This window comes from Knoellia sp. p5-6-4 (assembly GCF_029222705.1).
Lineage (GTDB): Bacteria > Actinomycetota > Actinomycetes > Actinomycetales > Dermatophilaceae > Pedococcus_A.
In genome coordinates this window covers 1596452-1618027 of record NZ_JARGZF010000001.1, presented here as the reverse complement: position 1 = coordinate 1618027, position 21576 = coordinate 1596452, and the positions used below count along the sequence as shown (strand labels likewise).

Annotated in this window: 19 protein-coding genes and 1 tRNA gene; 14 read left to right on the top strand and 6 right to left on the bottom strand. The window is 70.9% G+C overall.

The features are described from left to right. Positions 1 to 349: 349 nt before the first annotated feature. The gene (locus P2F65_RS07850; RefSeq protein WP_275805777.1) at positions 350 to 1933 is read left to right on the top strand and encodes an alpha/beta-hydrolase family protein; all 1584 of its coding nucleotides are present in this window, start codon (positions 350 to 352) and stop codon (positions 1931 to 1933) included. A 34-nt stretch (positions 1934 to 1967) separates the two neighbouring features. On the opposite strand, the gene P2F65_RS07845 is transcribed toward P2F65_RS07850, so the two are convergent. Further along, the gene (locus P2F65_RS07845) at positions 1968 to 2708 is read right to left on the bottom strand and encodes a CPBP family intramembrane glutamic endopeptidase (protein ID WP_275805775.1); all 741 of its coding nucleotides are present in this window, start codon (positions 2706 to 2708) and stop codon (positions 1968 to 1970) included. Between the two features lie 155 nt (positions 2709 to 2863). Then, on the bottom strand, positions 2864 to 3574 hold the full coding sequence (locus P2F65_RS07840; protein ID WP_275805773.1) for a VOC family protein: 711 nt from the start codon (positions 3572 to 3574) through the stop codon (positions 2864 to 2866). Positions 3575 to 4105: 531 nt separating this feature from the next. Between P2F65_RS07840 and P2F65_RS07835 the strand changes: the two genes are divergently transcribed. Together P2F65_RS07835 and P2F65_RS07830 are read left to right on the top strand one after the other, a co-directional pair. Continuing rightward, entirely contained in the window at positions 4106 to 4369 is a 264-nt protein-coding gene (locus P2F65_RS07835; RefSeq protein ID WP_275805771.1) for a hypothetical protein, read from the top strand. Between the two features lie 61 nt (positions 4370 to 4430). After that, positions 4431 to 5453: a DJ-1/PfpI family protein gene (locus tag P2F65_RS07830; protein ID WP_275805769.1), complete on the top strand. Its 1023-nt coding sequence runs from the start codon at positions 4431 to 4433 to the stop codon at positions 5451 to 5453. 713 nt (positions 5454 to 6166) lie between these two features. Here the strand turns inward: P2F65_RS07830 and P2F65_RS07825 are convergent. Further along, positions 6167 to 6240 (bottom strand) — tRNA-Gly (locus P2F65_RS07825). A 134-nt stretch (positions 6241 to 6374) separates the two neighbouring features. On the opposite strand from P2F65_RS07825, the gene P2F65_RS07820 reads away from it, so the two are divergent. Genes P2F65_RS07820 through P2F65_RS07805 form a run of 4 tightly spaced genes read left to right on the top strand, consistent with a single transcriptional unit; the run spans position 6375 to position 9250 of the window. Continuing rightward, positions 6375 to 7643, top strand: coding sequence for a low temperature requirement protein A (locus tag P2F65_RS07820; protein ID WP_275805767.1), 1269 nt, complete (start codon positions 6375 to 6377; stop codon positions 7641 to 7643). Positions 7644 to 7652: 9 nt separating this feature from the next. Next, positions 7653 to 8228, top strand: a complete 576-nt coding sequence (gene dcd / locus P2F65_RS07815) for a dCTP deaminase (RefSeq protein WP_275805765.1) — start codon at positions 7653 to 7655, stop codon at positions 8226 to 8228. Positions 8229 to 8252: 24 nt separating this feature from the next. After that, positions 8253 to 8600, top strand: coding sequence for a divalent-cation tolerance protein CutA (cutA, locus tag P2F65_RS07810; RefSeq protein WP_275805763.1), 348 nt, complete (start codon positions 8253 to 8255; stop codon positions 8598 to 8600). A 17-nt stretch (positions 8601 to 8617) separates the two neighbouring features. Beyond that, the gene (locus tag P2F65_RS07805; RefSeq protein WP_275805761.1) at positions 8618 to 9250 is read left to right on the top strand and encodes an alpha/beta fold hydrolase; all 633 of its coding nucleotides are present in this window, start codon (positions 8618 to 8620) and stop codon (positions 9248 to 9250) included. Here the strand turns inward: P2F65_RS07805 and P2F65_RS07800 are convergent. Next, a complete protein-coding gene (locus tag P2F65_RS07800) occupies positions 9247 to 10722 on the bottom strand; it encodes an MFS transporter (protein ID WP_275805759.1) in 1476 nt (491 codons plus the stop codon). The two genes, P2F65_RS07805 and P2F65_RS07800, sit on opposite strands and share 4 nt — an antisense overlap. Before the next feature lie 76 nt (positions 10723 to 10798). Between P2F65_RS07800 and P2F65_RS07795 the strand changes: the two genes are divergently transcribed. The 5 genes from P2F65_RS07795 (at position 10799) to P2F65_RS07775 (ending at position 16994) form a co-directional block, all read left to right on the top strand. Continuing rightward, complete coding sequence (locus P2F65_RS07795; protein WP_275805757.1) at positions 10799 to 11917, top strand: ABC transporter ATP-binding protein; 1119 nt, start codon at positions 10799 to 10801, stop codon at positions 11915 to 11917. A gap of 10 nt (positions 11918 to 11927) precedes the next feature. Beyond that, on the top strand, positions 11928 to 12575 hold the full coding sequence (locus tag P2F65_RS07790; RefSeq protein WP_275805756.1) for an ABC transporter permease subunit: 648 nt from the start codon (positions 11928 to 11930) through the stop codon (positions 12573 to 12575). Then, the gene (locus P2F65_RS07785; protein WP_275805754.1) at positions 12572 to 13348 is read left to right on the top strand and encodes an ABC transporter permease; all 777 of its coding nucleotides are present in this window, start codon (positions 12572 to 12574) and stop codon (positions 13346 to 13348) included. Before P2F65_RS07790 ends, P2F65_RS07785 begins: the two co-directional genes overlap by 4 nt. A 29-nt stretch (positions 13349 to 13377) precedes the next feature. Beyond that, on the top strand, positions 13378 to 14316 hold the full coding sequence (locus P2F65_RS07780; protein WP_275805752.1) for an ABC transporter substrate-binding protein: 939 nt from the start codon (positions 13378 to 13380) through the stop codon (positions 14314 to 14316). 239 nt (positions 14317 to 14555) lie between these two features. Continuing rightward, entirely contained in the window at positions 14556 to 16994 is a 2439-nt protein-coding gene (locus tag P2F65_RS07775) for a LuxR C-terminal-related transcriptional regulator (protein ID WP_275805750.1), read from the top strand. 94 nt (positions 16995 to 17088) lie between these two features. Here P2F65_RS07775 and P2F65_RS07770 read toward each other — a convergent pair whose 3' ends face one another. Then, a complete protein-coding gene (locus tag P2F65_RS07770; protein WP_275805749.1) occupies positions 17089 to 19407 on the bottom strand; it encodes a (Fe-S)-binding protein in 2319 nt (772 codons plus the stop codon). A 233-nt stretch (positions 19408 to 19640) separates the two neighbouring features. Between P2F65_RS07770 and cysK the strand changes: the two genes are divergently transcribed. After that, complete coding sequence (gene cysK, locus P2F65_RS07765; RefSeq protein ID WP_275805747.1) at positions 19641 to 20567, top strand: cysteine synthase A; 927 nt, start codon at positions 19641 to 19643, stop codon at positions 20565 to 20567. Between the two features lie 23 nt (positions 20568 to 20590). Then, positions 20591 to 21178 carry a serine O-acetyltransferase gene (gene cysE / locus P2F65_RS07760; RefSeq protein ID WP_275805746.1) on the top strand — a complete coding sequence of 196 codons (588 nt, stop codon included), beginning with the start codon at positions 20591 to 20593 and terminating at the stop codon, positions 21176 to 21178. A 68-nt stretch (positions 21179 to 21246) separates the two neighbouring features. On the opposite strand, the gene P2F65_RS07755 is transcribed toward cysE, so the two are convergent. Further along, on the bottom strand, positions 21247 to 21570 hold the full coding sequence (locus tag P2F65_RS07755; RefSeq protein ID WP_275805745.1) for a YtxH domain-containing protein: 324 nt from the start codon (positions 21568 to 21570) through the stop codon (positions 21247 to 21249). Between the last annotated feature and the right edge of the window lie 6 nt (positions 21571 to 21576).

The following is a 21576-nucleotide window of genomic DNA, read 5'->3' as shown; positions in this document are numbered from 1 at the left end:
GGGCGGCCGGCCGCTCCGGCTCCCGTTCCGGTCCCGTGGCGCCGGGCCGTCTCACTCAGGCCGGACGATGCCAGCGCCGCGCCGCGGGGGTGTCATGGACGAAGGACGAGACGAGTCCCAGGTGCGGACGAAGGGCACTGCGGTGGTTGAGTCGACATCGGACATTCCCCGAACCGAGGCGGCCACGGGGCGCCAGATCAGTGCCGACGCACTCCCCGTCGAACCCGACGCACCCCATGCCGCGCCCGACAGGTCCATGCCGGCGGCGGCCATCGGTCAGGAGAGCCCGCCAAGTCCCGGAAGGCTGCGACGGCTGCTCCACTTCACCCTGCCGGGGTGCTGGGGGGCGGTGGTCTTCGCGTCCCTGTCGTTCACCCCGTCACTGCTCCCGCGTGGGGGTCTCATCCAGGGCATCGTCTGTGGCATCAGCGCGGCCATCGGCTACGGGCTCGGAGTCCTCGCGGCCTGGATCTGGCGGGCTTACGCCGATCGGGAGGCCCGGCTCCCGAAGCGCTCGGCGTGGCGCATCCTCCTCATCGCCGCCGCCGTCCTGTTGAGTGTGTCCTTCGGCCTGGGGCAGTACTGGCAGCACGAGATCCGCGCGCTCATGGGAGTCACGGACTACAACCTCGTCCTGGTCATCGCCTCGCCCGTCATCGCGGTGCTCTTCTTCCTCCTGTTCCTCCTCATCGGCCGGGCGGTCCGGCGCCTGTACCGCTGGCTGGCCTCGCTGCTGGGACGCTGGGTCGGAAAGCGGGCGGCGGCTGCGACCGGCTGGATCCTGGCGTTCACCACCGTGTGGCTGCTTGTGACCGGCGTCCTGCTCGACGGCCTGGTGACCGCCATGGACCAGGCGTTCTCGGTGCGAGACACGGCCACCAAAGAGGGAACCACCCAACCCACCAGTGCTCTTCGCTCAGGCGCACCGGGCTCGCTGGTGGAGTGGGAGTCCCTCGGACGGGAGGGACGTGCGTTCACCGGCCAGGGTCCTACCGCCAACGACATTCAGGCAGTCGTGCCTCGTCCGGCCAAGGAGCCGGTGCGCGCCTACGCGGGCCTGGCCTCAGCCGATGACAGCGAGGCCCGGGCCGCCCTGGCGGTCGACGACCTCGAGCGGGCTGGTGGTTTTCAGCGGGCGAACCTGCTTGTGGTCACGACGACCGGAAGCGGGTGGGTCGACCCGGCGCTGGTCGACACCTTCGAGTACCTCAGCAGCGGCGACGCAGCCTCGGTGGCCATCCAGTACTCGTACCTTCCCTCGTGGCTCTCCTACCTGGTCGACCAGAAAAAGGCCCGCGAGGCGGGCCGGGCACTCTACGACGCCGTCTACGACCGCTGGTCGAAGCTGCCCCTGGACCAGCGGCCTCGGCTGTTCGTCGCCGGTGAGAGCCTGGGCTCCTTCGGTGGTGAGACCGCCTTCAGCGGCGAGTATGACCTGCGCAACCGCACGGCTGGGACCGTCTTCGCCGGGCCACCCAACTTCAACACGCTGTTCCGTGAGTTCAGTGACAACCGCGACCCCGGTAGTCCGGAGATCCAACCGGTCTACAAGGCGGGTCGGACGGTGCGCTTCACGTCCGACGCCAGCCGCTCGATCCCGCCCGAGGGCCAGGGGTGGGACGGCACCCGCGTCCTGTACCTCATGCATGCGTCCGACCCGATCGTCTGGTGGAGCCCCCGTCTGCTCCTCAACGAGCCCGACTGGATCAGCGAAGCTCCCGGCAAGGACGTGCTCGAGGGCATGGTCTGGATGCCGTTCGTGACCTTCTGGCAGGTCACTGCGGACCTTCCCTTCGCCACAGACGTCCCGGGTGGGCACGGGCACAAGTACACGACCGAGTACGTCGACGGGTGGTATGCCGCGATGCGGCCCCCAGGGCTCACCGAAGAGAACCTCAAGGCGGTCAAGCAGACGGTCGCCGCTGTGCCGTAGGCGCCGGGCCGAGGGCATCAGCCGGTCTGCTCGCTCACCTGTCGAGCAGTGTCTGTTGGAGCGTGACCCAGGCGACCACCAGTGCCAGTCCGTTCGTGGCGACGTGCGCGATGAAGGGCGCCACGAGGCTGCGGGATCGCAGCCTGAGCCAACAGAACGCAAGACCGGAGACGAAGGTCACGGCGATCGCGCCGAGCACCACCAGCACCTGCCCGCCGAGGCTCGTGGAGGCTCCCCCGACCGCCGTGTTGCCGGACATGGTCTCCAAGGTGGGCTCGATGTGCCAGAGACCGAACAGCGCGGAGCTGACCAGGGTGGCGCGCCACGAGCCCCACAGACTCTGCGCCGACCCGAGAACGACGCCCCGAAAGGCGAGCTCCTCGGGAACTGCCGTGAGCAGCACGATCGTCACACCGACCTCGTAGGCGAGCCGCCCTGCGTCGATGTCTGCCCGTTGGTCAGCGAGGAAGGAGCGCGTCCCCGGGATCAAGGCGGCGAGGACCAGAACGACCAGGACGACCAGGGCAGCGGCCCCCCCGTACCGCAGTCCCGCACGCACGTGGTTGCGACCCAGACCGAGGTCGTCCAGCGTGGCACCGGCACGCCAGGCGATCAGGATCATCCCCAGCGTGAGGACGGAGGCCGACACCACCGGTGGGCCCAGCAGCCCGAGGCCTCGCGCGACCGCGAACAGCACCAGCAAGGCCACCGCCTGCGCCAGGCATCGACCGGCGTTCCGGCTCGGCCGTCGTGGGTCAGCCAGAGCAGCGGCCATGTCGCGGAAGCCTAGCGGTCGGCGGTTGACTACCACCCTCCCGTGAGGGCCCCGTATGGGCCAGCTCTCCTAGGACCCAGAGCCGGTCCGGCGGCGGGCGTTCCCGCCCAGGTCCGGCCGGGGCCGCCAGGGTGCGCAGCGTTCGGCCGTGGGTGTCATCGAGGGGTCAGCATGCAGAACTCGTTGCCATCGGGATCGGCCATCACCACCCGGCCGACAAGGCCCTGGCCGACGTCGATTCGTCTCGCCCCCAACGAGACGAGGCGGTCGACCTCGGCCTGCTGATCTCCGTGGGCCGGCGGAGCGAGGTCGAAGTGCAGCCGGTTCTTCCCGGTCTTCGGCGCCACCGGCGGACCGCCCCAGGCGATCTTCGTACCGCCGCCAGGAGACTGGATCGCGGTCTCCTGGTCCTGGTCCCAGACCAATGGCCAGCCCAGCGCCTCGCTCCAGAAGTGCCCGACCTCCTGCGAACCGTCGCAGGCCAGCTCTCCGAGGAACCCGCAGCCGGCGAGGAACTCGTTTCCCGGCTCGATCACGCAGAACTCGTTGCCCTCAGGGTCCGCGAGCACCACGTGTCCATCCTCCGGATCCTGGCCGATGTCGAGGTGACGGCCGCCGAGCTCGAGCACCCGAGCCACCGTCGACCGCTGGTCGTCGAGGGAGGTGCTCGTCAGGTGGAGGTGCATCTGGTTCGGGCCGGTCTTCTGTTCCTGGGTCGGCTGGAACCGGAGACTGAACCCGGTGGCATCACCCGGCGGCAGCGTCAGGCCGTCGGCGATCTCCCGATCCAGCACACCAGCCCAGAAGCGCGCGAGGCGATGGGGGTCGTTCGCGTCGAAACAGAGCGCGACCAGGCGCGAAGTCATCGAGCATCTCCCATCTGGCGGCCCCACTGCCGGCGACAGGGAGCATCCTCCGTGCCGACGAGGAAAGCAACGCCAGGCCGCTCGGGAAGCCCGCCTGTTCACGCGAATGGCCGCTCTGGCTGGTGCCGTCCTCGTGTCGACGGGTGACCTGCGGGTCATCGTCACCTGGCACAGGTACCGCGGTCGCCGGTCTGCGTTCGAAGACGGTTCGTAGGGCCGTTGTGCGTAGGGCGCGGTGCGCCCGGAGCGCGCTGCGCGCGAACCGACAAGGACTCATGGCCGCAACGTGGTCGACGGGACATCGACTCCGAGATCGCTCACTCGGGCAAGGGAGACTGCTGACACACCTCGTCAGACAACGGGGGCTTCTTCAGGGTATTTCCGTATCGCTCGGCCCACTCCTGCCTTGGGCGAGGGCACCTTCATGACTGGCTCGGCGGTGTTCTTCACCCAGATCGTCGGGCTGTCCGCCGCCCAGGTCGGCCTGGGGCTCACCATCGCCGGCATCGCCGTGTTCTTGCGGCCCTGCCGATGGGCAAGCTCGTCGACCGCTTCGGGCCGAAGAAGATGTGGGCCGTCAGCGCGACGGGTCAGGCGGCGATGTTCGCGCTGTGGCCGTTCATCACCGGCTGCGAGGGCTACATCGCGATGGCCGTCGGCATGGAGGTCATCGGTGCGCTCGGTGGCGCGGCATACGGCGCGTTTACGATCGACGTGCTTCCGGCTGACGAGCGCGTGAAGTCGCGCGCCTACATGTACTCCACGCTCAACGTCGGCTTCACGCTCGAACGCTGATGGCGTGATCTGTGGGCAAGTTGTCGTAGACGACAAGCCGGCTGGGTCTCACGCTGGAGCCATGGAGTCCCGCGCAGTAACCTTCGTGATCTACGACGGCTTCGACGGCCTCGATCTGGCCGGTCCGTTCGAGGTTTTCGGTGAAGCCGGGTATGAGCTCAAGCTCGTGGCCCCCAAGGCCGGTCCCGTTCGCTCGGACATGGGGCTGACAATTCATGCGCAACACTCGGTGGCGAGCCTGGATCCGAGCCGTCCGGGCACGCTCATGGTTGTGGGCGGCGACGGCGTGGACGCGGCAGGCTTCGACCGTAGCCTGCTCGACTGGGTGGCCGCTGCTGCCACCACGGCCGACCGGATCGCGTCTGTCTGCTGTGGTGCGTTCATCCTCGCCGAGGCTGGGCTGCTCGACGGGCGTCGCGTGACCACGCACTGGAGGGAGGCGGACCGGCTGGCGCGCGAGTACCCCGCCGTTATCGTCGACAGCGACCCCGTCTTCATCCAGGACGGGCAGATCTGGACCTCCGCAGGCGTGGCAGCAGGCATGGACCTGGCGCTTGCGCTGGTCGAGGCAGACCTCGGACCGCAGACGGCGCTCGGTGTCGCCAGGGAGCTGGTGCTGTTCTTGCGCCGGCCGGGGAGCCAGTCGCAGTTCAGCGTCCCCCTGTGGTCGCCACAGCCTGCAACTGATCGGATGCGCCGCGTCGTCGAGGCCATCCACCTCGATCCCGGTGCGCCACACGGGATCGACGACCTGGCGTCGCGCGCCGGGCTGAGCCCGCGACATCTGCAGCGGCGATTCACCCGGGAAACCGGTCTACCGCCTGCGGTGTACGTCGAACGGGTCCGCGTCGAGGCGGCGCAGCGGAGCCTCGCTGGAGGCGACGACCCGGTGGAGGCCATCGCCCGACACTGCGGCTTCGGCACCGCCGAGACCCTGCGCAGGACATTCCATCGCCTGGTTGGCGTCGCACCCTCGGAGTATCGAGATCGATTCCGCACGGCGAACGTCACCCCGCCCCCGCGCCCCGCGCCACAGGTGTCACGACTGGCACGGCCGGTCCACCTCGAGGAGATCAGCTCATGAACTACCTGACTCACAAGATTGCCCTACACCCCGAATTTCGACGTGATCTGCCCTCAAAGCGTTCGGGGGTGGTCTTCCCGGAGCTGGGAGCGGACAGACCAACAATCACAGTCCGGGCTCGACGTCGCTCACGGCGCGTTCTGGCGGCATTGTCGGTCCGTCGCCAGCAGGGTGCCTCGCCGGGCCCCGACAGGCGGCCGCCGGTCGGCAGCGGCGTCAGTCCGACGGCCATCGGAGCGACTCGTGGCGTTGCCTTCCTGGTCGACCGTCGACCTCGCAGGGTGCCGCGCTGAGCGCACCGGCAGGCACTCCAAACACCTTGGCGGGCGGCCTGAGCACAACCGTCCGAGCGACCGCTCATGCCACACATCGTTGCGTCCACGGTTACCCAATGTCGAGCATCGGGCCGGCTCTTGAAGGGCGACCACGCGGGTCTGCGCATTGACCGGAAGCCGACGGGCACCGTGGCTGACCGGCTGCGATGCCGAGGTGAAGGGCAACCGCATGGACGTGAGAAGCCGCGCGGGCAGGGCGGTGGGCAGAAGCATGCGCCACTCCCTGCTGTCCTCGGCGTCGTAGCTGGCGAGCAGACGGCCTGGCGTCCACGAATCCTGCTCCTGATTGGGCACGTAGCAGGCACGCGGCGGGATCGTCGGCCCAGCAAGACGAAAGCCGCAGGCGGGGAGCGAATCCCTGACCTGCGGCTTTGGCGTTGGAGCCGGTGACGGGAATCGAACCCGCGTGTCCAGCTTGGGAAGCTGGCGCTCTACCATTGAGCTACACCGGCAGGCACCGCCCCGAGAGGCGGTGCGCGTGCAGTGTAACGGAACCACGGGCGACTCCGGCGACCCCCTCGAACGGGCCCCACGGCATACCGAAGACTCCCTCCCGCACCGCGGCCCGAGACCTTACAGTCGTGAGGTGAGCAGCGTGACCGTCGTCCCCTGGTCCCGGCGGATGGGGCCGCGCGATCCCCACGAGTCGCACCGCGTCGCCACCCCCTTGGAGCTGTTCTTCGACCTGGTGTTCGTGGTGGCGATCGCCAGCGCCGCGGCGGAGCTGCACCACGGCCTGAGCGCCGGCCACGTCGAGACGGCGGTCGGCTACACCATGGTGTTCTTCGCCATCTGGTGGGCGTGGATGAACTACACGTGGTTCGCCTCGGCCTACGACTCCGACGACGTCGTCTTCCGACTGCTGACGTTCACGATCATGACCGGGTCGCTGATGCTCGCCGCCGGTGTCCCCGACCTCTTCGACGACGGCCAGTCCAGTCTCGTCGTCGCCGGGTATGCCGTGATGCGGCTGGGCATGGTGGCGCTGTGGCTGCGCGCCGCCCGGGCCCACCCCGAGGGCCGGCGCACGGCCCTCACCTACGCGGTGGGCATCACCGTGGTGCAGGTGCTGTGGATCGCCCGGCTCCTGGTGGACGGCGAGGGCGTGCTGATGAGCACCTTCTTCCTCCTCGTCCTCGCCGAGCTCGCGGTGCCCATCCTCGCCGAGCGGGTGGGAGGCCCGACGCCCTTCCACCCCCACCACATCGCCGAGCGGTTCGCCCTGTTCACCATCATCGTGCTCGGCGAGGTGATCCTGGCCAGCGTCCAGGCCCTGCAGGGCGCGCTCGCCGCCCCGCCCGACGCGGCCTCCGCCGGCCACGCGGTCGAGCCCGGTGCTGCTGCCGAGCCCGGCGCGTCCGGTGGGATGAGCGGCTCGCTCGCGATGCTCATCGCGGGCGGCCTGCTCCTGGTCTTCTCGCTGTGGTGGCTGTACTTCAAGCGCGAGCACGTCGACCTCATCGGCCAGGGGCGTGCCCTCACCTGGGCCTTCAGCTACGCCCACATCGTCGTCTTCGCCTCGGTCGCGGCAGTCGGTGCCGCGCTCGCCGCCGCCGTTGACGTCGTCCAAGGTGTCGCCGAGGCCAGCCCGAGAACGGTCGCCCTGGCTCTCGCCACCGCGCTCTCGCTCTACGCCCTGACCCTCTCGAGCCTGCACGCGATCGCCGACCGCAAGCCGGCCGTGGTCGGCGTCGCCGCGACCCTCGCGGCCGTCGCCGTCGTCGTGGCCCTGCTCGACGTCGACATGGGGCTGCGGGTGCTCCTCATGGGCCTCGCCGCCGCAGGCTCGGTGGCCCAGCACGTGTGGGCCACACATCGGCCCGCCGCCCCGACCGGAGCACAGGCTGCGCGATAGCCTTCCCCCGTGCTGCTGAGCGACCGCGACATCAAGGCCGAGATCGACTCCGACCGGGTGCGGCTCGAGCCGTACGACCCGGGGATGATCCAGCCGTCGTCGATCGACGTGCGGCTCGACAAGTTCTTCCGGCTGTTCGACAACCACAAGTACCCGGTCATCGACCCCTCTCAGGACCAGCCCGACCTCACCCGGCTCGTCGAGGTCGAGCCCAACGACGGCTTCGTGCTGCACCCCGGCGAGTTCGTCCTCGGCTCCACGCTCGAGACGGTCACCCTGCCCGACGACCTCGCCGCCCGCGTCGAGGGCAAGTCGTCGCTCGGCCGGCTCGGCCTGATGACCCACGCGACCGCCGGCTTCGTCGACCCCGGCTTCTCCGGCCACGTCACCCTCGAGCTGTCCAACGTCGCGACCCTGCCGATCATCCTCTGGCCCGGCATGAAGATCGGTCAGCTCTGCTTCTTCCGGCTGTCCTCGCCGGCCGAGAACCCTTACGGCAGCGCGAGGTACGGCTCGCACTACCAGGGCCAGCGGGGCCCCACGGCCAGCCGCTCGTTCCAGGGCTTTCACCGCACCGAGCTCTAGGCGAGCGCGGCGAGCGGAGACGGCATGACCGGCGGCGGCGACCCGAGCGAGCTCATCGAGGTGCGGGTGGCCGCGCCCGACGCCGAGACGGCGCAGGCCCTGGCCCGCGCGCTCGTCGAGGGCAGGCTGGCGGCGTGCGCCCAGGTGCTCGGCCCGATGACCTCCACCTACTGGTGGGAGGACGAGGTCGAGACTGCGCAGGAGCACCTGCTGCTGGTCAAGACGACGGCAGAGCTGTTCGACCCCATCTGCGACCGCGTCCGCGCCGAACACCCCTACGACAACCCTGAGGTGCTGGCCGTCCCGGTTGCCGGGGCGGCACCGCCGTATGCCGCGTGGCTGCGGGAGTCGGTGACGCCCCGGGAGCCGTGAGGAGGCAGGGGAGGGACATGAGCGCACCCGAGCTGAGGTGGACCCACGAGGCCAGGGAGCCCCGCGGGGTCGTGCTGGTCCTCCACGGCGGCAAGAGCTCGAGCCACATGCCCACCAGCTGGTGGAACCTGCCGGTGCTGCGCATGAAGCCCTTCGCGTGGACTCTGGCCGCCGAGAGCCGCGGGGAGCTGTCCGTGGCCATGCTCCGGTATGCCGTGCGCGGCTGGAACGGGGCGGCAGCCAGTCCCGTGGTGGACGCCCAGGAGGCCCTCGACACGATCGCCGAGCGTCATCCCGGGGTCCCCCTCGGCCTGCTCGGCCACTCCATGGGCGGACGTGTCGCGTTCCGCCTCGCCGGCGACCGCCGGGTGGCGGCCCTCGTCGCGCTCGCGCCGTGGGTGGAGCGCAGCGACGTCGCCAGGGGCCACCCGGGGCTGCGGGCCCTGGTCATGCACGGCACCCGCGACCGGATCACCTCGCCTCGCAACGCCAAGGCGATGGCCGAGGCGATGGCTGCGCTCGGCGTCGACGTGACCTGGCGGGCCGTGGAGGGGGAGACCCACAGCATGCTGCGGCAGGCCAGCGCGTGGCACCGCGAGTCGGCGCAGTTCCTGACCGAGAGCCTGCAGGCCGGGCTGCAGCGACCCTAGGACCGACCGTCCACCTGGCCACCGGACCCATCGCCGACGCCCGCCGGAGGCCCCTCGGCTGGAGCGGCCTCGCGCCCATGCGTTCCACGCAGGCCGACCCAGCTCACCACGCCGCCGGCCGTGAGCAGCACGGCACACACCAGCTGGGCCGTCCGGTAGCCCGCGGTGAGCGCGTCGGGCTGGGTGTAGTCCGAGCCGGACAGGCCGACGAGCGGCGGCAGCGCCGCGACCGCGAGGAGCGAGCCGGCGCGGGCGACGGCGTTGTTCACGCCACTGGCCACGCCGGCATACCGGTTGGGTGCCGCGGCGAGCACCGTCGCGGTGAGGGGAGCCACCAGGATGGCCAGGCCGAGCGCGAACACCGTCATCCCGGGCATGACCCCGGTCCAGAACTCGGTGCCCTCGCCGACCGGCACCAGCAGCAGCACCCCGGCGGCGCAGACGATCGGGCCGACGGTCATGGGCAGCCGCGGGCCGATGCGGCTGGAGAGGTCGGCGAGCCGTGACGACAGGAGCAGCAGCGCGACCGTGATCGGCACGCTGGCCAGGCCGGAGAGCAGCGGCGAGAAGCCGGAGACGACCTGCAGCTGGATGACGAGGAAGAACAGCACCGCCGCCAGGGCGCCGTAGACGAGGAAGGTCATGCCGTTGGCGGCGGAGAACACCCGCGACCGGAAGAGGCCGAGCGGCACGAGCGGCGAGGCGGTGCGGGCCTGGCGCACCACGAACGCCGCCAGCAGCGCAACCGCCACGAAGCCAGTGAGCCAGGTCGCGGCGCCGGCCTGCTCGCCGCTGGCGGTCAGCGCATAGGTGAGGGCGGCCAGGCCGGTCGCCCCGAGGGCGGCGCCCCAGACGTCGAACGGCCCGGCCGCCTCCTCGTCGCGGCTCTCGGGCACGTAGCGTCGGCACAGCCACAGCACCAGGGCGCAGAGCGGCAGGTTGACGGCGAAGATGCTGCGCCAGCCGCCGTGGTCGAGCAGCCAGCCGCCCACGAACGGCCCGGCCGCGGCGGCGATGCCCGACAGGCCGGCCCACGTGCCGATCGCGCTGGCACGGTCCTCCTCGCGGAAGCTGCCCTGGATGAGGGCGAGGCCACCGGGCGTCAGCAGGGCGGCCCCGACGCCCTGGAGCACGCGGGCCCAGATGAGCTGCGTGGGCGACTGCGCTGCGGCACACAGCAGCGACGCCAGGGCGAACCAGGCCACCCCCACGAGGTAGACCCGCCGCCGGCCGGCCCGGTCGCCAAGCGCCCCGCCGACGAGGATCAGCCCGGTCAGGCTGAGCATGTAGCCGTTGACGACCCACTGCAGCTGGGCCAGCGACGCGTCGAGCTCGCGGCCGATGGTCGGCAGGGCGATCGAGACCACCGTGCCGTCGAGGATCGCGACCCCCGAGCCAATGGTCACTGCGGCGAGGGCGCCCCTGCCCTGGGCTGTGCCACGGCTGAGGAGCTGCTCCGGGGCCAGGCTCACCCCGCCATTGTCGACCCGCTGCCCATGGTCCGCGAGAGCCATGCGGGTGTCAGCAGACTCGGTTAGGTTCAGGCCCATGATCGTCTTCGACGGCGTCACCAAGAGGTACCCCGACGGGACCGTGGCCGTCGACAGCCTCAGCCTGGTGGCCCCGACCGGCAGGATCACGGTGCTCGTGGGTCCCTCCGGCTGCGGCAAGACGACGTCGCTGCGCATGGTCAACCGGATGATCACCCCCACCTCCGGCACCATCACCCTCGACGGCCGCGACACCTCCCGCATGAAGGAGGCCGAGCTGCGCCGCGGCATGGGCTACGTCATCCAGCACGCCGGTCTCTTCCCGCACCGCACCGTGGTCGAGAACATCGGCACCGTGCCGCGGCTGCTCGGCTGGGACCGCAGGAGGACCGACGCCCGCGCCAGGGAGCTCATGGAGCGGGTGGGGCTGTCCGAGGGGTTTGCCGACCGCTACCCCTCCCAGCTCTCCGGCGGCCAGCAGCAACGGGTCGGCGTCGCCCGGGCGCTGGCCGCCGACCCGCCGGTGCTCCTCATGGACGAGCCGTTCAGCGCCGTCGACCCGGTGGTGCGCGAGCAGCTGCAGGACGAGTTCCTCCGGCTGCAGGGCGAGATCGGCAAGACGATCCTCTTCGTCACCCACGACATCGACGAGGCCATCAAGCTCGGCGACCAGATCGCGGTGCTCCGCGTGGGTGGGGTGCTCGCCCAGCTGGCCGACCCGGCCTACCTGCTGAACCACCCGGTCGACGACTTCGTCGCCGACTTCGTCGGCCGCGACCGCGGCTACCGGGCCCTGTCGTTCCAGCCGACGCCACGGCTGCCGCTGCGTCCCGAACGCACCCTGCTGCTCGGCGAGCGGGCCGACGGTCTCGAGCAGCAGTGGGCGCTCGTGGTGGACGACGAGAACCGGCCGCTGGGGTGGATCGAGCCGCGACGGGTGGACGGCGAGATCCGGTCCGAGATGCTGCACCGCGGCGGCACGGTAGCCCGGGCCAGCGGCCCGCTGCGCGGAGCCCTCGACGCGGCCCTGTCGTCCCCGAGCCGGCGCGGGGTCATCGTCGACGACTCCGGTTCGCTGGTCGGCACCGTGCGAGCCCACGAGGTGCTCACCGCGATCGAGGAGTCCGAGCGCCCCGAGGTCGAGGACCACCTGAACCCCGGCGCCCCGGCGCGGTGACGGGCCCGCCATGACCTGGTTCCTCGACCACGTCGACGACGTGCTGGCCCTCGCCCGGGAGCACGTCTACCTGGCCGGGCTCCCACTGCTGCTGGGCCTGCTCATCGCGCTGCCGCTGGGCTGGCTGGCCCGGCGCTACCGCGCGCTCTACACCCCGTTCACCGCCGGGTTCGGCCTGCTCTACACGATCCCGAGCCTGGCGCTCTTCATCCTGCTGCCGGGAATCCTGGGCACCAAGATCCTCGACCGCAACAACGTCCTCGTGGCGATGACGATCTACACCGTCGCCCTGCTGGTCCGCACGGTCGCCGACGCCCTCGCAGCCGTGCCCGACGACGTCACCCAGGCTGCGACCGCGATGGGCTTCACCCGGGTGCGACGGTTCTTCGCCGTCGAGCTGCCCCTGGCGGTGCCCGTCATCGCAGCCGGGCTGCGGGTGGCGGCCGTCAGCAATGTCAGCATCGTCAGCGTGGCCGCGGTCATCGGCATCCCGCAGCTCGGCCTGCTCTTCACCGACGGCTTCGCGCGCACCTTCTACGACCCGATCGTCGTGGGCCTCGCCGCCTGCATCGTGCTCGCGCTCGCGTTCGACCTGCTCATCCTCGGCGTCACCCGGGCGCTCACCCCGTGGCAGCGGGCTTCGGGAGGTGCGGCGTGATCGACGACATCGCCTCGTGGCTGCTCGACCCGGCGCACTGGACCGGATCCGACGGCGTGCCCGCCCGCACCCTCCAGCACGTCTGGTACTCCGCGCTCTCGCTGCTCATCGCCTCGGTTGTCGCCGTCCCCGCCGGCCTGCTCATCGGGCACACCGGCCGCGGACGGGTCTTCGTGGTCAACCTCGCCGGCGCCGCCCGCGCGATCCCCAGCCTCGGGCTGCTCTTCATCATGGTGCTGCTGCTCGGACCGAAGCTGACCGGCGACGCCGCGTTCCTCTGGCCGAGCCTCGTCGTGCTCATCGTGCTCGCCATCCCGCCGATCCTCTCCGGCGCCTACGCGGGGGTGGAGGGGGTCGACCCCGCCGCGCGCGACGCCGCGCAGGGCATGGGGATGACGGGCTGGGAGCTGCTGCGCAAGGTCGAGGTGCCCTGCGCGCTGCCGCTGGTCTTCTCGGGCCTGCGCTCGGCCGCCCTGCAGGTCGTGGCCACCGCGACCATCGCTGCGATCGCGGGGCTCGGCGGGTTCGGCCGCTTCCTCTTCGACGGCCAGGCCATCCGAGACTTCCCCCAGATGGCCTCGGGTGCCCTTCTCGTCGCGGTGCTCGCGCTGCTCGTCGACCTCACCCTCGCCGCGGTGCAGCGGTATGCCGTGTCGCCCGGCCTCACGGGCCGTGGCCTCGGTCGCGACGCCCGCGACCGCACCCCCTCTCGGGAGATGGAGGTCGCGGTTCGGCGCGCGGCGGGTGAGACTGAACTCCAGCACAACAGTTGACCGGTCAAGGAACCGCAAGGAGAAGGCCAGTGAGAACTCCCAGGATCGCCGTCAGCCTCGGCGCCGCCATCGCCCTCATGTCCCTGGCCGCCTGCGGTGGCGGCGACGAGAGCGACCCCTTCGCCACCGGCACCGGCTCGGGCACGACCTCCGCCGGAGGCGGCTCGAGCATCACGGTCGGGTCGGCCAACTTCCCGGAGAGCCAGCTGCTCGCCGAGATCTACGCCGGCGCGCTCGAGGCCAAGGGCGTCACCGTCACCAAGAAGCTCAACATCGGCAGCCGCGAGGCCTACATCCCTGCGCTCCAGGACGGCTCGATCGACCTGATCCCCGAGTACACCGGGGTGCTGGCGCAGTACTTCAACAAGGACGCCAAGGCCACCGACCCCGAGGGCGTCTACACCGAGCTGCAGGCCGCGCTGCCCGACACCCTCACCGTCCTGGAGAAGGCGGCGGCAGAGGACAAGGACTCCGTCGTCGTGACCAAGGCGACAGCCGACAAGCTCGGCCTGAAGTCGATCGCCGACCTCGAGGGCAAGTCGCAGGACCTCGTGCTCGGTGGCCCGCCGGAGTGGAAGACCCGCGAGACCGGCGTGCCCGGCCTGAAGAAGGTCTACAACCTCGAGTTCAAGAGCTTCCGACCGCTCGACGCCGGCGGACCGCTGTCGGTGCAGGCGCTGAAGAACGGCCAGGTCGACGCGGCCAACATCTTCACCACCGACCCGAGCATCCCGGCCAACGACTTCGTGGTGCTCGAGGACCCCAAGAGCCTCTTCGCCGCCCAGAACATCGTCCCGCTCGCGACCAAGGCCAAGGTCAACGACACCGTCTCGGGCGCCCTCAACGCGGTGTCGGCCAAGCTCGACACCCCGACGCTGACCGACCTGCTCGCCCAGGTCGTGACCGACAAGAAGGACGCCGACGCCGTCGCGCAGGAGTGGCTCAAGGCCAACGGCCTCGGCGGCTGACGCAGGTCGACACACGTCGGTCGAGCACACAGAAGAGCCGGATGTGGCTCCCCCGAACCACATCCGGCTTCTGTTGCGGATCCCCCGAACCGCCTCGCGACCCGGTCCGGCCCGCGGGAGGCGCCCCTCCTCGTCTCCCGCCTGCCGGACCCGGCGCGCTGTGTCAAGGGTGCCGGGGGGAGGGGCCGGGGGCATCGGTGAAACTACGGATATCCGGGACAAGGTGCCGATAATCTGCGGTGGTGCTGACTCCGTGTGTAGGGCGTGAGGACGCCCTCGACCGGGTCCGCAGCCTCCTCGTCGACAGCCGGTGGGTGACCGTGACGGGCGCCCCCGGGTGCGGGAAGACCCTGCTCGCGCGCCATGCCGCGGCAGCCAACCCGCGTGCCGTCTGGGTCTCGGGTCGCTCCCTGCCGGAGGCCGACGCCATCGTCACCGCCACGCTCGACGTCCTCGGGGCCGACGTCGCACCGGGCGACTCGGCGTTCATGGCGCTGAAGCGGGCCCTCGACGGACAGGACGTGCTGCTCGTGCTCGACGGCGTCGACAGCGTGGACGGTCTCGGCGCCCTCTGTGACGAGCTGGTCGAGTCGACCGCGAGCTTCCGGCTGCTGTGCACGGCCTCGACCGTGGCGGGACGCCCGCACGAGCGGGTGGTGCGGCTCGGGCCGTTGCCGCTCCCGGCTCGCGGCGAGGTGCTCGAGGGGCCCGCGGTGGAGCTGTTCCTCGCTCGCATCGCTGCCGCCGGGGGACACCCGGTCGACCTGCGCCGGGACGAGCGGACGGTGCGCCGCCTGCTGAGGGCCAGCGGCGGCCTGCCGCTGCTCATCGAGCACCTCGGGGTGCAGATCGCCCTGGTGGGGGTCTCCGACGTGACCCCCACCGCGTCGATCGACCAGGCCGTCCACGCGTCCTACGAGCTGCTCGACGACGACCAGCGGCGCTGCTTCCGCCGGCTCGCACTCATGGAGCACCCGGTCAGCCTCGACGTCCTCGCCGACATCAGCGGGGTCAGCCGGGCCGAGGGAGCCCAGCTCGCCTCGGCGCTCGCACGGCGCAGCCTGGTGGAGGTGCACCCCGACGGCCGCTTCGACATGCTCGTGCCGATCCGTCGCCACGGGGTCGTCCTCACCGAGGGCACCGACGACCGGGAGGAGGCGGTGGCCGGTCTCCTGCGGTGGGCCGAGCGGGTGACTCCCTCCGACGGCATGAGCGGCGCGGCCGACGAGACGTGGCTGCGCGAGATGGGCGTCATGCGCCAGGCGATCACCGCGGCCTCGGCCGACGCCCGCACGCGCCCGCTCGCCTACCGCCTGGCCAACAACATCTTCTCCTCGCTCTACACCGCGATGCGGGCGCGCGAGGCCGTCGAGATCCTCGAGGCGGTGCTCGCCAGCGGCGACGGCCCGGCCGACATCGGCGCCCAGGTGGCTCGCCGCGCCGGCATCTGCGCCTCCGAGGTGCGGGGCACCTACGAGGGGATGCCGCTGCTCGACCGGGCCGAGCAGCACGCCGTGACCGACCCGCACCCCGAGCGGCAGCGGGCCCGCAACGCCTCCATCCGCGCGGAGATGCACCTCGACGCCGGTGCCCTGGACGCCGCCCACGCGGAGGTCGAGACCGGACTGCGCCTCGCCGTCGGTGACGACTACGTGCTCCGGCAGCTGCGCCGCACCCTGGTCGACATCCACGTCTGCCGGGGGGAGTTCGCCGAGGCGGAGGCCCTCGCGGAGGTGGTCATGACCGACGCGCCCGCCGAGGAGCAGTGGATGGCCCTGTCGGCGCGCATCCTCATGGGGGTCGTCGCCGCCGAGCAGGGGCGCACCGTCGAGGCAGCCGCCATCGCCCGGGCTGCCCGCGACCACGCCATCGAGCTGGCCGAGGACCGCATCGCCCTGTTGGCCGACACCCTGTTCCGGGCCGTCGCCGAGACACCCCGGCCCCACAGCGTCGACCACGAGTCGCTGCCCTGGGGGGTGCGGCTCGGGGTGCAGCTGCAGGACGCCCGCGACCTCCTCGCGGTCCAGGACTGCCGGCGCGCCGCCGGTCTGGCCGCCGACATCATCGTGCTCGCCGACAGCATCCGCCTCGGCCGTGACGGCATCGAGGCCCGACTGCTGCTCGGGGACGCGCTCCTCGCCTGCGGCGAAGGGGTGCAGGCGGTCGCGGCATACCTCGGTGCGCTGCAGCGCGCCACGGAGGGTGGCTTCCCGCTGCGGGCGGCCGACGCGCTCGACGGCCTCGACCGGGCGCTGCTCGCCGACGGTTCCGCGGCGGCGGGCCGGTGCTCGGCCGCGGCCCGAGCGCTGCGCGCCCCGCGACGTGCCGTGGCCCGGCAGCGGCCCGGGCAGCAGGTGCCCACCGGTGCCCCGCAGCGCAGCTGCCCCACCGAGTGGGTGGTCGACGGTCGGTTCACCGAGTCCGGCGTCGCCGCGGTGACCGCGCTGTTCGGCACCGAGGGCGGCGGGGCGGAGGCCGCCGACACGCCTCTGTCGCTCCTCACCCGCACCGAGCGCACGGTGGCCAGCCTGGTCGCCCAGGGCATGACGAACCGCCAGATCGCCGAGCAGCTCTTCGTTTCCCCGCGCACCGTCGACGCCCACCTCGCGCACATCTTCCGCAAGCTCGACATCAGCTCACGGGCGCGGCTGGCCGCCCTCATGTTCGACCGCGCCTGACCCGTGGCCAACCCCGCGACAAGGCAAGAGGGCCGGTATGCCGCACACGCGGCACACCGGCCCTCTTCCGTCCCAGCCCTGACGGCTGATCCGGTCAGGCAGTCGGTGCGGGCTCCGGCTCGGGGACCTCCACGGCAGCCTCGCCACCCTCCTGGCCGCGGCGGACGGCGGCGAGCAGCATCTGGGCGACGTCGACGACCTCGACGTCCTCGCCCTGTCCCTCGGACTGCTTGGCGGTCAGGCCGTCGGAGATCATGACGCGGCAGAAGGGGCAGCCGATGGCGATGCGCTCGGCACCGGTGGCCAGGGCCTCCTCGGTGCGGTTCATGTTGATGCGGGTGCCGAGCTTCTCCTCCATCCACATGCGGGCGCCGCCGGCGCCGCAGCAGAACGACTTCTCGCCGGAGCGCTCCATCTCCTTGAGCTCGACGCCGGGCAGGGCGCCGATGAGCTCACGTGGCGGGGTGTAGACGCCGTTGTGGCGGCCCAGGTAGCACGGGTCGTGGTAGGTGACCGTCTCGGCGGTGGAGGCGACGTCCTTGTTGCTCGACATGCCGGGCCGCTCGGCCGGACGGGCCACCGGCACCAGCTTCTTGTCCCGCACCAGGCGGTTGAGCAGCTGGGTGTGGTGGACGACCTCGTACTTGCCGCCGAGCTGGGGGTACTCGTTCTTGATCGTGTTGAAGCAGTGCGCGCAGGTGACGACGATCTTGGTCGCGCCGACCTCGTTGAGCACCTCGACGTTCTGCTGGGCGAGCATCTGGAAGAGGAACTCGTTGCCGGCGCGACGGGCGGAGTCGCCGGTGCAGGTCTCGCCGTCGCCGAGGATGGCGAAGGAGACGCCCGCGGTGTCGAGGAGCTCGGCGACCGCCCGGGTCGTCTTCTTGGCACGGTCCTCGTAGGCGCCTGCACAGCCGACCCAGAACAGGTAGTCGACGTCGTCGGCGGACTCGACGTCCTGGCCGAGGATCTTGACCTGGAACGGCAGGTCCTTGGCCCAGTCGAGGCGGGCCCGGGCGGCCATGCCCCACGGGTTGCCCTTGTTCTCCATGTTCTTGAACAGGCCGCCGAGCTCGTTGGGGAACGCCGACTCGATGAGGTTCTGGTAGCGGCGCATGTCGACGATCGCGTCGACGTGCTCGATGTCGACAGGGCACTGCTCGACGCAGGCACCGCAGGTGGTGCACGACCACAGCACGTCGGCGTCGATGACGGCGTCGGGGCCGTGCGGGTTGTAGGCGGTCAGCGGGTGGTCGAGGTCGTAGCCCGTCTCGCCGACCAGGGACAGCTCCGAGAGGGCGGCCAGCTCGGGCTTGTCGTTGCCCAGGGCCTCGCGCTCCTCCTCGGTGGCCAGCAGCCACGGGGCCTTGGCGTGCGCGTGGTCGCGCAGCGTCATGACCAGCATCTTCGGCGAGAGCGGCTTGTCGGTGTTCCACGCAGGGCACTGGCTCTGGCAGCGGCCGCACTCGGTGCAGGTGGTGAAGTCGAGCAGGCCCTTCCAGGTGAAGTCCTCGACCTTGCCGACCCCGAGCGCAGCGTCCTCGTCGAGCTCCTCGATGTTCTCGAAGTCGACCGGCTCGCCCTTGACCATCAGCGGCTGCAGCTCGCCGAGCGAGGTGCGGCCGTCGGCGTGCCGCTTGAACCAGATGTTGGGGAACGCCAGGAACCGGTGCCAGGCCACACCCATGGTCGGCTGCAGCGCGATGGTGATCATCCAGGCGAAGGAGATGAGGATCTTGACTGCCGCGATGACGACGATGAGGTTCTCGATGGTGCCCACGCTCAGGCCGGTGAAGAAGTTCCCGATCCACCCGGTCAGCGGGAAGTGCAGGGCGGTGTCCATGCCGGTGCCGAGCTTGCGGGCCAGCGTCCACTCCAGCGCCCGGAGCAGCCCGATGCAGATCGTGACGCCGAGGATGGTCAGCTCGACGTAGTAGGCCTGCCACCACGTGGAGCCGAAGAACCGCGACCGGCGGCCGTCGACGCCGGCGGCGCTGCGCGGGTGGTTCTTCTGGCGGATCGCCATCAGCGCGAGGATCGCGAAGAACCCGCCGAAGGCGAAGACGTCGGTGACCCACTCGTAGAGGAAGAAGTGCCCGATCACCGGCAGCACGAACTCGGGGTCCACCAGCTGCCCGAACGCGTTCAGCAGGGTGAAGAACAGCACCCCGAAGCTGATCATCGTGATCCAGTGCGCCACCGCCACGACGGGCAGCCGCGACATCCGCGTGTGGCCGAGGAACTCCCGCAGCAGAGTGCGGGTCCGCTCGCCGGGGTTGTCACGGCGTGTGGCGTCCGGCTGGCCGAGCCGGAAGGTCGCGAGGAAGTGGCGCACCGTCCGCGCCAGCAGCGCGATGGCCGCCGCCGTGACGGAGAGACAGACGACGAGCGCGACGATCTGCAGGGGAGACATGGGCGGAAGTCTACTGACAGGTAAGCGGCCGCATACCTGCGTGTGAGCAGCGTCAAGTCGGGTGAGATCCCGCCTCTCGCAGCATGACGGCTCAGGAAGCGTGAGAGGTGGGATCTCCCGCAGCCCTGGGTTGCGCGCAGATAACTGTTCGTTGGAACATTCATAAGACAGTGTTTGTTGAACCCAAAAGTGTTCGTGCCCGGACCCGACATCAGACAAAGGCGGATTGCGCAGTGCCCATCTACGACGACGTCACGAAGCTCATCGGCAACACCCCGCTGGTGCGGATCAACCGCCTGATCGACAGCGACGCCACGGTGGCGGCCAAGCTGGAGTTCTACAACCCGGCCTCCTCGGTCAAGGACCGCATCGGTGTCTCGATCGTCGACGCCGCGGAGCGCTCCGGCGAGCTCAAGCCGGGCGGCACGATCGTCGAGGCCACCTCGGGCAACACCGGCATCGCGCTGGCCATGGTCGGCGCCGCCCGTGGCTACCAGGTCGTGCTCACCATGCCCGAGACGATGTCCAAGGAGCGCCGGGCGCTGCTGCGCGCCTACGGCGCCGAGCTGGTCCTCACCGAGGGTGCGCTGGGCATGAAGGGCGCCGTCGAGAAGGCCAACGAGATCGCGGCCGAGCGCGGGGGCGTCCTCGCGCGCCAGTTCGCCAACGAGGCCAACCCCGCGATCCACCGCGAGACGACGGCCGAGGAGATCTGGAAGGACACCGACGGCCAGGTCGACATCGTCGTGGCGGGCATCGGCACCGGGGGCACCATCACCGGCGTCGGCCAGGTGCTCAAGGAGCGCAAGCCCGGCGTGCAGATCGTCGCCGTCGAGCCCGAGGAGTCGGCCATCCTCACCGGCGGCCAGCCGGGCCCGCACAAGATCCAGGGCATCGGCGCCAACTTCATCCCCGAGATCCTCGACCGTGACGTCTACGACGAGGTCATCGACATCAACGCCGACACCGCGGTCGAGTGGGCCCGCCGCGCGGCCAAGGAGGAGGGTCTGCTCGTGGGCATCTCCTCGGGCGCCGCCCTCGCCGCAGCCAACCAGGTGGCCACGCGCCCGGAGAACGCCGGGAAGACGATCGTCGTGGTGATCCCCTCGTTCGGCGAGCGCTACCTGTCGACCATCCTCTTCTCCGACCTGCTCGACTGACCGACAACCGGACGGACCCCACCGTGACGCTGCTCCGCAGCCTGCTCGCCACCGCGCGCGAGGACCTCGACGCGGCCCTCGACCGCGACCCCGCCACCACCTCCCGCCTCGAGATGGCGCTGGCCTCGCCCGGCCTGCACGCCATCTGGGCGCACCGGCTCGCCCACCAGCTGTGGCAGCGCCCGGGCCTGAAGGTCGTCGCTCGGCTGATGTCGCAGCTGTCGCGGTCGCTCACCGGCGTCGAGATCCACCCGGGCGCGGTCATCGGCCGCCGGTTCTTCATCGACCACGGCATGGGCGTCGTGATCGGCGAGACGGCCGAGGTGGGCGACGACGTGATGATCTACCACGGCGTGACCCTCGGCGGCCGCTCGTTGCGGCGCGAGAAGCGCCACCCCACGGTCGGCAGCCGCGTGACGATCGGAGCCGGCGCCCGCATCCTCGGCCCGGTCTACATCGGCGACGACGTGCAGATCGGCGCGAACTCGGTGGTGGTCAAGGACATCCCCGCGGGGGCCATCGCGACCGGAGTGCCGGCCGTCGTGCGCTTCCCGAAGGGGAAGGAAGACCCCTACGAGGCGCTGTTCAAGGACCCGGCCATCTGGATCTGAGCGGACCTGCACGACGCGAGGCACGGCATACCCAGCGGTATGCCGTGCCTCGCGTCGTGCAGGGAAGGTCAGGGCAGCTTGCCCGGACCCGGGCCGAAGCCGGTGGTGTCGGCGTGCAGGTGGCCGTCGGTGCCCCGGTGCAGGGTGGGGGGCAGGTCCTCGCCGCTCACCTTCTCCCTCACCGCAGACGTGGCGCTCTTGGCCACTCCGCCGATCTTGTCGGCCACCACGGGGGCCTGGTCCATCACGGTCTGCCTGGCTGTCTCGACCTTGGCCTGGACCGAGTCGCTGGACCACAGCTCGGTGGCCCGTCCCTTGATCTGCTCGTAGCGCTTCTGCCCGGCCTTCGCGCCGAGGATGTAGCCGGCGGCGGCGCCGAGGACGAAGGACACCTTTCC

Bases quoted from the DNA above. Each gene is read 5' to 3' on its own strand.
- P2F65_RS07845 (WP_275805775.1), bottom strand. From the start codon at position 2,708: ATGGCCGCTGCTCTGGCTGACCCACGACGGCCGAGCCGGAACGCCGGT.
- P2F65_RS07790 (WP_275805756.1), top strand. From the start codon at position 11,928: ATGACCTGGTTCCTCGACCACGTCGACGACGTGCTGGCCCTCGCCCGG.
- P2F65_RS07835 (WP_275805771.1), top strand. From the start codon at position 4,106: ATGGGCAAGCTCGTCGACCGCTTCGGGCCGAAGAAGATGTGGGCCGTC.
- P2F65_RS07795 (WP_275805757.1), top strand. From the start codon at position 10,799: ATGATCGTCTTCGACGGCGTCACCAAGAGGTACCCCGACGGGACCGTG.
- P2F65_RS07805 (WP_275805761.1), top strand. From the start codon at position 8,618: ATGAGCGCACCCGAGCTGAGGTGGACCCACGAGGCCAGGGAGCCCCGC.
- cutA (WP_275805763.1), top strand. From the start codon at position 8,253: ATGACCGGCGGCGGCGACCCGAGCGAGCTCATCGAGGTGCGGGTGGCC.
- P2F65_RS07840 (WP_275805773.1), bottom strand. From the start codon at position 3,574: ATGACTTCGCGCCTGGTCGCGCTCTGTTTCGACGCGAACGACCCCCAT.
- P2F65_RS07830 (WP_275805769.1), top strand. From the start codon at position 4,431: ATGGAGTCCCGCGCAGTAACCTTCGTGATCTACGACGGCTTCGACGGC.
- P2F65_RS07770 (WP_275805749.1), bottom strand. From the start codon at position 19,407: ATGTCTCCCCTGCAGATCGTCGCGCTCGTCGTCTGTCTCTCCGTCACG.